Source organism: Pseudomonas sp. JV449 (assembly GCF_032424295.1).
GTDB classification, from domain to species: domain Bacteria; phylum Pseudomonadota; class Gammaproteobacteria; order Pseudomonadales; family Pseudomonadaceae; genus Aquipseudomonas; species Aquipseudomonas marginalis.
On sequence record NZ_VYKD01000021.1, the window covers coordinates 133,088 to 145,132 of the forward strand.

The window sequence follows — 12,045 nt, forward strand, 5'->3', positions numbered from 1 at the left end:
GACGAAACCCCGGAAAACCTGGGTTTCGTCGCTGCAATGGACTGCTTAAGCGATAGCGCCCAACAGCTTTTCCCACTCTTTGTTTTCTTTCTTCGATACACCACCAAGCAAATCAAGGGCTTGGCGCAGGCGGAAACGGGTCAGGTCCGGGCCGAGAATTTCCATCGCATCCAGCACCGACACCGAACTGGCCTGCCCGGTGATCGCGGCAAACATCAGCGGCATGGCATCGCGCAATTTCAACTCAAGGGATTCCACCACCGCCTGGATCGTCGCAGTGATCGCATCCTTCTCCCACTGGCGCAGGCTTTCCAGCTTCCACAGGATCAGTTGCATCAACTGGCGCACCTGATCGCCCGAGAGCTTCTTGGATTCGAACAGCCTGGTATCCGGGTTCACACCACCGGCAAAGAAGAAGCTGGCCAACGGGGCAACCTGGCTGAACGTCTCCACCCTGCCCTGCACCAGTGGCGCGATCTTCATCATGTATTCAGGGTTCAGCGCCCATTGCTGCACGCGGCTGGCGAATTCTTCCACCGGCAGATCACGCAGCCACTGGCCATTGAGCCACGAGAGTTTCTCGATATCGAAGATCGGCCCGCCCAGCGACACGCGGGACAGGTCAAAGTTATCGACCATTTCCTGCAGCGAGAACTTCTCACGCTCGTCCGGCATCGACCAGCCCATGCGGCCCAGGTAGTTGAGCATCGCTTCAGGCATGAAGCCCATGCGCTCGTAGAACGTCACCGAGGTCGGGTTCTTGCGCTTGGACAGCTTGCTCTTGTCCGGGTTACGCAGCAGCGGCATGTAGCACAGCTGCGGTTGTTCCCAGCCGAAGTATTCGTAGAGAAGGATCAACTTCGGCGCCGATGGCAGCCATTCTTCACCCCGCAATACGTGGGTGATGCCCATCAGGTGGTCGTCGACCACGTTGGCCAGGAAGTACGTCGGCAGGCCGTCGGTCTTCATCAACACCTGCATGTCCATGCGGTCCCACGGGATTTCGACATCACCGCGCAGCATGTCCGGCACCACGCACACGCCTTCGCTCGGCACCTTCATGCGGATAACGTGAGGTTCACCGGCGGCCAGGCGGGCAGCCACCTCCTCTTTCGACAGCAGCAATGCGCGGCCATCGTAGCGCGGGGTTTCGCCACGGGCCTGTTGCTCCGCGCGCATCTGGTCGAGTTCTTCAGCGGTGCAGAAGCATGGGAACGCATGGCCCATGTCGACCAGTTGCTGGGTGTACTGCTTGTAGATGTCGCTGCGCTCGCTCTGGCGATACGGACCGTGCGGGCCGCCTACGTCCGGGCCTTCGGCCCAGGTAATGCCCAACCAGCGCAGGGCATCGAAAATCTGCTGTTCCGACTCACGGGTGGAGCGCAGTTGGTCGGTGTCCTCGATCCGCAGGATGAATTCACCGCCGTGCTGCTTGGCAAAGCAGTAGTTGAACAAGGCGATGTAGGCAGTGCCGACGTGGGGATCCCCAGTAGGCGATGGCGCGATGCGCGTGCGGACGGTGGTCATGGCAGGTCTCGAATGGGCGATATAACTGAAATTGAAACAAGGGGCGAATGGTAACAGCCTGGGTGATTTCTGGAAAACCGAGGCACAACCATCGGGGGCAAGCCCCCGATGAGCATGGGTATCTACACAACTTCCAGTGAATACGGAATCTATGGCAATTAGGCTTCTGTGGTGAGCGGGCTTGTCGAATCGTCGCACCGCCCGCGCTGGGCTGCGAAGCAGCCCCAAAACCAGCCTCTACAGAGTGCCTGATACACCGCATTCTTCTTTACTGGGGCTGCTTCGCAGCCCAGCGCGGGGCAAGCCCGCTCACCACAGAGTTATGTGTCAGCCTTTAAGAGTTGTGTAGATACCTATGCCCGCGCTGGGTTGCGAAGCAGCCCCAAAACCTTCACCTCGATTGATTCTGGCACTCTGCGGTGACCTTATTGGGGCCGCTTCGCAGCCCAGCGCGGGGCAAGCCCGCTCACCACAGAGTTATGTGTCAGCCTTTAAGAGTTGTGTAGATGCCTATGCCCCGATGAGGCCAGTCTAGTCACCGCAGATCAGACAGCCAGCAACCGCTCACGCAACTTGCCAATCTCATCCCGAGTCTGCGCCGCAGCTTCAAACTCCAGGTCCCGCGCCAACTGGTACATTTTCTCTTCCAACTGGCGAATCCGCTTGGTGATCTCACTCGGCGAGCGCAGTTCGTTTTCGTACTTGGCGCTTTCCTCGGCGGCCTTGGCCATGCCCTTGCGCTTCTTGCTGCGCGAGCCCGGCACGGTGGCGCCTTCCATGATGTCGGCAACGTCCTTGAACACGCCTTTGGGCGTAATGCCGTTTTCCAGGTTGAAGGCAATCTGCTTGTCGCGACGGCGTTGCGTCTCGCCAATCGCCCGCTCCATGGAACCGGTGATGCGATCCGCGTAGAGAATCGCCCGGCCATTGAGGTTACGCGCCGCACGACCGATGGTTTGGATCAGCGAGCGTTCAGAGCGCAGGAAGCCCTCCTTGTCTGCATCGAGGATTGCCACCAGCGACACTTCCGGCATGTCCAGGCCTTCGCGCAGCAGGTTGATGCCCACCAGCACATCAAAGGTGCCCAGGCGCAGGTCGCGGATGATTTCCACGCGCTCCACGGTGTCGATGTCCGAGTGCAGGTAACGCACGCGCACGCCGTGGTCGGCGAGGTAGTCGGTCAAGTCTTCGGACATGCGCTTGGTCAGCGTGGTGACCAGCACCCGCTCTTCCAGGGCCACACGTTTATGGATCTCCGACAACAGGTCATCCACCTGGGTCAGCGCCGGGCGGATTTCGATTTCCGGGTCGACCAGGCCGGTGGGACGCACCAGTTGCTCGATCACACGGCCGGCATGCTCGGCCTCATAGTTGCCCGGCGTGGCCGACACAAAGATGGTCTGCGGGCTGATGGCTTCCCACTCGTCGAAGCGCATCGGCCGGTTATCCAGTGCCGACGGCAGGCGGAAGCCGTACTCCACCAGGGTTTCCTTACGCGAGCGGTCGCCCTTATACATCGCGCCCACTTGCGGCACGCTGACGTGGGACTCGTCGATCACCAGCAGTGCGTCGTCTGGCAGGTAGTCGTAGAGGGTCGGCGGCGGCGCGCCGGACTCACGGCCCGAGAGGTAGCGCGAGTAGTTTTCGATGCCGTTGCAGTAGCCCAGCTCGAGGATCATCTCCAGGTCAAAGCGCGTGCGTTGCTCCAAACGCTGGGCTTCCACCAGCTTGTTGTTGGCGCGCAGGTACTCCAGGCGCTCGGCCAGCTCGACCTTGATACCCTCGATGGCGCCCATCAGGGTTTCGCGCGGGGTCACGTAGTGGCTTTTCGGATAGAAGGTGAAGCGCGGCAGCTTGCGGATCACTTCGCCGGTCAACGGATCGAAGGCCGACAGGCTCTCGACTTCATCGTCAAACAGCTCGATGCGGATCGCCTCCAGGTCGGATTCGGCCGGGTAGATGTCGATCACATCGCCACGCACGCGGAAGGTGGCGCGGGCAAAATCCATGTCGTTGCGGGTGTACTGCAGGCTGGTCAGGCGGCGCAGCAGCTCGCGCTGGTCGAGTTTATCGCCGCGGTCGACGTGCAGCACCATCTTCAAATAGGTTTCCGGGCTGCCCAGGCCATAGATGCACGACACCGTGGTGACGATGATCGCGTCCTTGCGCTCCAGCAACGCCTTGGTCGCCGACAGCCGCATCTGCTCGATGTGGTCGTTGATCGACGCATCCTTCTCGATAAAGGTATCGGAGGACGGCACATACGCTTCGGGCTGGTAGTAGTCGTAGTAGGAAACGAAGTATTCCACCGCGTTGTTCGGGAAGAACGCCTTGAACTCGCCGTACAACTGCGCGGCCAGGGTCTTGTTCGGGGCCAGCACCAGCGTGGGGCGGTTGATCTGCGCAATCACGTTGGCGATGCTGAAGGTCTTGCCCGAACCGGTCACCCCGAGCAGCGTCTGGTGCGCCAGGCCGGCCTCGATGCCTTCGACCATCTGGCGAATGGCCTCGGGCTGGTCGCCGGCAGGTTCAAAGCGGGTGACTAGTTGGAAATCCGACATAACGTACCTCTTGAAGTCACCCCAGACTGTAAACCCGTCGGGGACGAAAAAGACCACAACCCGCGAAGTTTCAGAGCGGGTCGTAGGAAAAAACCATGATAGCTGTAGAAGTGGTGGCGAATGTGACGGGTTTCAAGGCAATCGTCCTGGCTGCCGCGGTTGATCAATGTTGCAATAAGACTAACGGTCGGCAAATAAACCGAAAAACTTGGCCGAAAAGCCGTTTCGGTTGTCGCCCTCAGCGGTGATGGCCTCTATACTAGCTCCCCGTTTGTGCACCGCTCTAGTGCATTCGGCTGGAGCGCGACACGTCCCTCCCTTCCCCCATAGAGCTGCCGCAAAATGAGCCTGTTCTCCGCTGTCGAAATGGCACCACGCGATCCAATCCTGGGCCTCAACGAAGCATTCAACGCCGATACACGAACCACCAAGGTCAACCTTGGCGTGGGCGTTTACTGCAACGAGGAGGGGAAGATTCCACTCTTGCGTGCCGTTGCCGAAGCGGAAGCCATTCGCGTGGCGCAACACGCCGCCCGTGGCTACTTGCCGATCGACGGCATCGCCGCCTACGACAAGGCCGTGCAGACCCTGCTGTTCGGCGCTGAATCGCCACTGCTGAACGCTGGCCGCGTCACCACCGTACAAGCGGTAGGCGGCACCGGCGCCCTGAAGCTGGGTGCAGACTTCCTCAAGCAGTTGCTGCCAGGCGCCGTCGTTGCGATCAGCGACCCGAGCTGGGAAAACCACCGCGCCCTGTTCGAAACCGCCGGTTTCCCGGTGCAGAACTACCGCTACTACGACGCCGCCACCCACGACGTGAACCGTGCCGGCCTGCTCGAAGACCTCAACGCCCTGCCGCCCCAGTCCATCGTGGTGCTGCACGCCTGCTGCCATAACCCGACCGGCGTCGACCTGAGCCCGGCCGACTGGCAGAACGTGCTGGACGTGGTCAAGGCCAGGAACCTGGTGCCGTTCCTCGACATGGCCTATCAGGGCTTTGGCGACGGTATCCACGAAGACGCCGCCGCCGTGCGCCTGTTCGCCGAATCGGGCCTGACCTTCTTTGTCTCCAGCTCGTTCTCCAAGTCGTTCTCCCTGTACGGCGAGCGTGTGGGCGCGTTGTCCATCGTCGGTGACTCCAAGGAAGAAAGCGCGCGCATCCTGTCCCAGGTCAAGCGCGTGATCCGCACCAACTACTCCAACCCGCCAACCCATGGCGCAGCGATTGTTGCCGCGGTGCTGAACAGCCCTGAGCTGCGCGCCCAGTGGGAAGCCGAACTGGCCGAGATGCGCCTGCGCATCCGTGGCATGCGTGAGCAGATGGTTGCCGAGCTGGCCAAGGCTGCTCCGGGCCACGACTTCAGCTTCGTCGGTCGCCAACGCGGGATGTTCTCCTACTCGGGCCTCACCGTTGAGCAAGTCACCCGCCTGCGCAGCGAGTTTGGTATCTACGCGCTGGATACCGGGCGTATCTGTGTGGCAGCGTTGAACCAGTCGAACATTGCTGCGGTAACAAAGGCGATTGTTCAGGTTCTATAAGCCTGACGGCGTTATACGAAGGGAAGCCGTGGCTTCCCTTTTTTAATGCCTGTCGGAAAATACCCTGCTCCCCTAGACTGAGCACCGATTGCCCTTTTGTTGTGAGAGCCCTATGAAAAACGACGACCTGAACCTGCACGCCGACCCCGACGACCAGGAGCACTTCACCCCGCGCGCGCCGCAAGCCAAGCGCCAGAAAAGCCTGGTGCTGCAAGTGGCGTTGGGTGTGTTCCTGGGTGGCCTGGCGTTGTGGCTGGTGCAGTTGGGCGCGACCGCGATCATGGCCAAATTGGCCATGGGCACCTTCCAGTTCGGTGGCTGAATCTCGCCTCACCCTCGTAAATCCCGCCTTCTTCAACACCGCGTAAATCCAATCCGTAGCAGCTGCCGAGCGCAAGCGAGGCTGCGTCGGGCGCGCTGCCGACTCAGGACCGAGCCGCGGCCGACGCAGCCTCGCCAAGGCTCGACAGCTGCTACGAACGCCAATCACACCAAGGCCTCACCCCCGTAGCAGCTGCCGAGCGCAAGCGAGGCTGCGTCGGGCGCGCTGCCGATTCAGGACCGAGTCGCGACCGACGCAGCCTCGCCAAGGCTCGACAGCTGCTACGAACGCCAATCACATCAAGGCCTCTGCCTCGCTTGCGCTCGACAGCTGCTACGGGTTTGCGTGGTGGTGGACAAGAAGGTATCTACGCGAGGTGCGGTAGCGACAGGATTTGCGCGGTGGCGATCTACGCCAGCGTCAAGCCTTGTTCCTCCAGCAACTTCACAAAACTGTTCAAACTCTGCGACACCGTCCCACGGCGCCAGATCAGCCAGGTATGCAGGGTGCGAAAACTGTCCGTCAGCGGCCACACGCTCACCGTGGTAAACCCCGGCATGCTTTCGAGCATGCTGCGTGGCATCAGCGCCAGGCCGGCCCCGGCGCTGACGCAGGCGAGCATGCCGTGGTAGGACTCCATCTCGAAGATCCTCCCCGGCACCGCGCCGTCCTGTGCGAACCAGCGCTCGAAATGGTGCCGGTAGGAACAGTTGGAGCGAAAGGTGTAGATGCTCTCCCCGTTCACATCCTGCCCTCGCGTGATCGGACCGTGGTGCAACGGCGCAATCACCACCATCTCCTCCTCGAACACCGCCACGCCTTCCAGGGTGGCATGCAATACCGGCCCATCGACGAACGCCGCCGCCAGCCGTCCCGACAACACGCCCTCGATCATCGTGCCTGAAGGCCCGGTGCTCAGGTCCAATTCGACCTTGGTGTGCTTCTGGTTGTAGGCCGCGAGCAGCGCCGGGATGCGCACCGCCGCCGTGCTTTCCAGGGATCCCAGGACAAACGCGCCCTGGGGCTCCTCCCCCGCCACCGTCGCGCGGGCTTCCTGCACCAGGTCGAGAATACGCCGCGCATAGCCGAGGAAATTCCATCCGGCGGGCGACAGGCGCAGGCGACTCTTCTCGCGGATAAACAACTCCACGCCCAAATCCTGCTCCAGTTGCTTGATGCGCGTGGTCAGGTTCGACGGCACCCGATGAATCAACTGCGCGGCGGCGCTGATGCTGCCTTGCTCGGCAACGGCCTTGAAGATTTCCAGCTGCACCAGATCCAAGTCATTCTCCAATCGTGAACGTATTGCTCAATATTATTCAGTTTCCAGAAAACATGCATCCCCGTAGGCTGAACCCATTCCACTCATTCAGCCGGACGGTGCCATGAACGCTATTTCTCACCAGACCCACGCCCTGTCGATCAACCCCGCCACCGGCGAAACAGTCGGCAGCTACCCCTACGAAACCGCGTCGCAACTGGACGCCGCCCTCGACCGTGCCACCGCCGCCTTCCGCACCTGGCGCCGCCAGCCGGTCAGCCAGCGTGCCGAATTGCTGCTGGCCCTGGCCGGCGCCCTGCGCGATCAAGCCGAAGAAATGGCGCAGATGATCACCCTGGAAATGGGCAAGCCCATCACCCAGGCCCGCGCCGAAATCGAAAAATGCGCCCAGCTCAGCGAGTGGTATGCCGCCCACGGCCCGGCCATGCTAGCCCCGGAACCCACCCTGGTGGACAACGGCAGCGCCCACATCGAATACCGCCCGCTGGGCCCGATCCTCGCCGTGATGCCGTGGAACTTCCCGGTATGGCAAGTGCTGCGTGGCGCCGTGCCGACCCTGCTCGCCGGCAATACCTACGTGCTCAAACACGCGCCGAACGTGATGGGCAGCGCGTACATGATGAAAGCGGCGTTGCAGAAGGCCGGATTCGCTGAAGGCCTGTTCGAAGTGATCAACGTGACCCAGGACGGCGTATCCACCGCCATCGCCGACCCGCGCATCGCCGCCGTCACCCTCACCGGCAGCGTACGCGCCGGCATGGCCATCGGCTCCCAGGCCGGCGCTGCGCTGAAGAAGTGCGTGCTGGAACTGGGCGGCTCCGACCCGTTCATCGTGCTCAACGACGCCGACCTCGACGCCGCCGTGCAGGCCGCCGTCATCGGCCGCTTCCAGAACAGCGGCCAGGTCTGCGCCGCCGCCAAGCGCCTGATCATCGAAGCCGGCGTGGTGGACGCCTTCACCGCCAAGTTCGTCGAAGCCAGCCGCGCGCTGGTGATGGGCGACCCGACCTCGGCCAGCACCTACGTCGGCCCGATGGCGCGCTTCGACCTGCGCGACGAGTTGCACGGCCAGGTCCAGGCCACCCTGGAAGAAGGCGCCACCCTGCTGCTGGGCGGCCACAAAGTTGCCGGTGTCGCCAACTACTATGAGCCGACCGTACTGGCCGACGTCACCGACCAGATGACCTCGTTCAAGCAGGAACTGTTTGGCCCCGTGGCGTCGATCATCACCGCCCGCGATGCCGACCACGCCGTGGCCCTGGCCAATGACAGCGAGTTCGGCCTCACCGCCAGCCTCTTCACCACCGACCCGGCCAAGGCCCGCGACATCGCCAACCAGCTGGAAACCGGCGGGATCTTCATCAATGCGTTCAGCGTGTCCGACCCTCGGGTGGCGTTTGGCGGCGTGAAGAAGAGCGGGTTCGGGCGCGAGTTGTCGCATTTTGGCCTACGCGAATTCTGCAATGCGCAGACCGTATGGCTGGATCGCAAGTAGCAGCAGTGAACAAATGGCGTTAGCATTCTGTCCACTCGGCTTAACAGCATGTTTTTAGGGTCAGGATCGCACTGTGGAAAAGCTAAATCGCCTTCAAAGCGGAATCGAAGGGCTGGACGCTCTGCTCAAGGGAGGGCTGGTGTCTGGGGCGTCCTACATCATTCAGGGCCGCCCCGGCTCAGGTAAAACCATCCTTGCCAACCAGCTGGGGTTTCATCACGCGCGCAATGGCGGCCGAGTCCTGGTTGCCACGCTGTTGGCGGAATCCCACGACCGCCTTTTCCAGTTCCTCTCTACCCTGAGCTTTTTTGACGCCTCCCGTGTCGGCGCCGAAATCCAGTTTGTCAGCGCCTTCGACACCCTGGAAAACGAAGGCCTCGACGAAGTGGTCAAGCTGCTCAGGCGTGAGATCAGCAGGCAGAGGGCCACCGTCATGGTGGTGGACGGCTTGTTGAACGCGCGTTCCAAGGCCGACTCGCCGATCGACACGAAAAAATTCATTTCCGAACTGCAAGGGCATGCCGCCTTCGCCGGTTGCACGGTGTTGTTCCTCACCAGCTCACGCCTGGATGACGGCAGTCCCGAGCACACCATGGTCGATGGCGTGATCGAAATGGGTGAGGAACTGTTCGGCACCCGTTCCGTGCGCCGTATCCAGTTGCGCAAGACCCGCGGCAGCGGCGCGCTCACCGGCCTGCACGAGTGTGAAATCAACGACGACGGCCTGGTGGTGTACCCACGCCTGGAAAGCCTCTATGGCCGCCCGTCCGCACCCGACAGCGCCGACCTGACGCGCATCGCCAGCGGTATCGGCTCGTTGGACGGCATCCTCGGCGGCGGGCTGCACAGTTCCAGCGTGACCCTGGTCATGGGGCCGTCGGGCATAGGCAAGACCACCCTGGGCCTCAAGTTCCTCTCGGAATCGACGGTAGACGCTCCGGGCCTGCACTTCGGCTTCTACGAAAGCCCTCAGCGCCTGCGGCTCAAAGGCCAATCCCTGGGCATCGATATCCAGGAGATGGAAGACAGTGGCGCACTGACCATCGCCTGGCAGCCCACTACCGAAGGTCTGCTGGACGGGCTGGGTGCGCGATTGCTGCGCCTGGTCGAGGAAAAGGGCATCAAGCGGCTGTTCATCGACAGCTTGAGCGGCATGACCCGCGTCTCCAACAACCCGGCACGTATCACCGATTTCTACAGCGCACTGATGAACGAACTGCGTGCCAGGGGCGTCACGGTGTTTGCCACGTGGGAGATGCATGACCTGTTCGGCTCGGAGGTCACTTCCCCCGCGTCTGAACTGTCGAGCATTGCCGACAACCTCATGCTTATGCGTTTCTTCGAGATTCAGTCTGAACTTAGAAGGACGCTTTCCATTCTTAAGGTCAGAGACAGCTTTTATGACCCCTCATTATTAGAGGTGGTGATCCGTGACCAAGCCGTTGACTTAAGAAAGGTTTCAACAAATGCCCCCTCAGTTGCATCCAATTCAGCGCTGCCTGGTTCAGCTTTTTAAGTCTTTGGGTAGGTTGAATTGACATGGCCACCATCCTGGTCGTCGATGACGAGTACTTGATCGCCGATATCCTTGCCTACGCACTGGAAGATGAGGGGTTCATGGTCGTCACAGCTGGCAATGGGAAAAAGGCGCTGGAGGTGCTGGAGCGAGAACGGCCGTCGCTGATCATCACCGATTTCATGATGCCGGTGATGGACGGTGAGGAGTTCGCCGAAGCGGTCCGTGCACTGCCTGCCGTCAAGCACCTGCCGATTATCCTGATCAGCGGCGCGCAGGCCCATATCGGCATGCAGCGCTCGGACCTGTTCGATGCGGTGCTGGATAAGCCGTTCGACATCAACAAGCTCATTACCAAGGTGAAGGAGCTGCTTGGGTGACCTCAACTGCGGATATGCCGGCGCACACACTGCACCAGCCCATCCAATGCCTGCGACTTCACCGGCGCGAGCACGCACACCGTATGTTCCTGCTGGCCTTCCTTCACGGTCAGGGTGTAGTGCACCTGGCCCGGATTTCCGGGCTCTGGCGTGGTGCTCTGCGGCAACTGAAAGAAGTTTGAAGCCTCGATCAGCTGCCGCAACTCTTGTTGGTCCGGCTCGGGCAACGTGTTCAACTCCACAGTACGAGGCTTGGTCAAACCCGGAAAAAACGCCGGCCCGCCGTTTTCCTTGATCGAAATTTGCATGGCTGTTCCTCACGTCAGACGTTAATGCCAACCGCTTTCCAGCCCTCCTTGACCGCCTTGTGCTCATCCTTGTTCGCGCCGTAGAGACGGCCGGCGATATCGTAGGTTATACGCGCAAAACGTAAAAACCCCGAGTTCGGCCGCAACCGCGCATCGCGCAGCGCGTCATACCAGATACGTCCTGCACGCTCCCAGGCAAACCCGCCAATCCGGGTCGCCACCTGATAGAACGCATGGTTGGGAATGCCGGAATTGATATGCACCCCGCCATTGTCCTCGTAGGTCTGGACAAAATCATCCATATGCCCTGGCTGAGGGTCCTTGCCCAGCAGCTTGTCATCGAACGCGGTGCCGGGGGCCTTCATCGAACGCAGGGCGACGCCTTTGATCTTCTTGGTGAACAACCCTTTGCCGATCAGCCAATCGGCGTCTTCGGCGGTTTGCTTCAACGCATACTGCTTGATCAGTGAGCCGAACACGTCCGAGAGTGACTCGTTCAAGGCACCGGACTGATTGAAATACATCAGCTTGGCCTCGTCCTCGGTGACGCCGTGGGCCAATTCATGGCCAATCACATCGAGGGCCACTGTGAAGCGGTTGAACAACTGCCCATCGCCATCGCCAAACACCATCTGGGTCGAGTTCCAGAACGCATTGTTATAGTTCTGGCCAAAGTGCACGGTGGCATCCAGGGCCATGCCGGCGTCGTCAATGGAGTTGCGGTCGAACACCTCTTCGAAAAAATCGAACGTGGCACCCAAGCCGTCATAGGCTTCGTCCACGGCGGCGTCGCCACTGGCGGGCTGGCCTTCACCGCGGACCAGCTTGCCCGGCAGGCTGTCGGTGCCTTCGGCGGTGTAGATCGAGCGCCGTTTGCCGGCGCCCATGACCAGGGCCATGTGGGCCGGCCCCTTGGCGGGCACTGCGACCATGCGCAGCGAACGGAACGTGCTGTCCTTGGCGCGGGTGCGCAGCGCGATGTCGCGCTGGGCCTTATCACCGTGACGCGCGATCTGGTCGAGCATATACGGCGGGATCAGGCAGAAAATCGGGTTGCGGTGGTGGCGATCACACATTAGCTGGCTCCCTGTTGGCATATGGTGTAGCTCCGGTAA

General features: G+C 61.3%; 10 protein-coding genes. 5 read left to right on the forward strand and 5 right to left on the reverse strand.

Annotation, left to right across the window (positions count from 1 at the left end; all coding sequences use genetic code 11):
* Positions 1-45: 45 nt before the first annotated feature.
* Together gltX and uvrB are read right to left on the reverse strand one after the other, a co-directional pair.
* Positions 46-1,527 carry a glutamate--tRNA ligase gene (gene gltX / locus F6S08_RS21145; protein WP_065925084.1) on the reverse strand — a complete coding sequence of 494 codons (1,482 nt, stop codon included), beginning with the start codon at positions 1,525-1,527 and terminating at the stop codon, positions 46-48.
* A 545-nt stretch (positions 1,528-2,072) separates the two neighbouring features.
* Entirely contained in the window at positions 2,073-4,088 is a 2,016-nt protein-coding gene (gene uvrB, locus F6S08_RS21150) for an excinuclease ABC subunit UvrB (protein WP_065925083.1), read from the reverse strand.
* Positions 4,089-4,430: 342 nt separating this feature from the next.
* On the opposite strand from uvrB, the gene F6S08_RS21155 reads away from it, so the two are divergent.
* Positions 4,431-5,627, forward strand: a complete 1,197-nt coding sequence (locus tag F6S08_RS21155; RefSeq protein ID WP_065925082.1) for an amino acid aminotransferase — start codon at positions 4,431-4,433, stop codon at positions 5,625-5,627.
* Positions 5,628-5,739: 112 nt separating this feature from the next.
* A complete protein-coding gene (locus F6S08_RS21160) occupies positions 5,740-5,949 on the forward strand; it encodes a hypothetical protein (RefSeq protein ID WP_074847327.1) in 210 nt (69 codons plus the stop codon).
* A 409-nt stretch (positions 5,950-6,358) separates the two neighbouring features.
* Here the strand turns inward: F6S08_RS21160 and ptrR are convergent, their stop codons facing one another.
* On the reverse strand, positions 6,359-7,231 hold the full coding sequence (gene ptrR / locus F6S08_RS21165; protein ID WP_315872291.1) for a putrescine utilization regulator PtrR: 873 nt from the start codon (positions 7,229-7,231) through the stop codon (positions 6,359-6,361).
* A gap of 103 nt (positions 7,232-7,334) precedes the next feature.
* Here ptrR and F6S08_RS21170 point away from each other — a divergent pair, with 103 nt between their 5' ends.
* The 3 genes from F6S08_RS21170 to F6S08_RS21180 all read left to right on the forward strand — a co-directional run bounded on the left by F6S08_RS21170 (position 7,335) and on the right by F6S08_RS21180 (position 10,622).
* On the forward strand, positions 7,335-8,726 hold the full coding sequence (locus F6S08_RS21170; RefSeq protein WP_065925080.1) for an aldehyde dehydrogenase family protein: 1,392 nt from the start codon (positions 7,335-7,337) through the stop codon (positions 8,724-8,726).
* 73 nt (positions 8,727-8,799) lie between these two features.
* On the forward strand, positions 8,800-10,242 hold the full coding sequence (locus F6S08_RS21175) for an ATPase domain-containing protein (RefSeq protein WP_065925079.1): 1,443 nt from the start codon (positions 8,800-8,802) through the stop codon (positions 10,240-10,242).
* Positions 10,243-10,265: 23 nt separating this feature from the next.
* Entirely contained in the window at positions 10,266-10,622 is a 357-nt protein-coding gene (locus F6S08_RS21180) for a response regulator (protein WP_027604054.1), read from the forward strand.
* Positions 10,623-10,624: 2 nt separating this feature from the next.
* Here the strand turns inward: F6S08_RS21180 and F6S08_RS21185 are convergent, their stop codons facing one another.
* Positions 10,625-10,930 carry a protealysin inhibitor emfourin gene (locus tag F6S08_RS21185; protein WP_027604053.1) on the reverse strand — a complete coding sequence of 102 codons (306 nt, stop codon included), beginning with the start codon at positions 10,928-10,930 and terminating at the stop codon, positions 10,625-10,627.
* Positions 10,931-10,944: 14 nt separating this feature from the next.
* On the reverse strand, positions 10,945-12,006 hold the full coding sequence (locus tag F6S08_RS21190; RefSeq protein ID WP_065925078.1) for a M4 family metallopeptidase: 1,062 nt from the start codon (positions 12,004-12,006) through the stop codon (positions 10,945-10,947).
* Between the last annotated feature and the right edge of the window lie 39 nt (positions 12,007-12,045).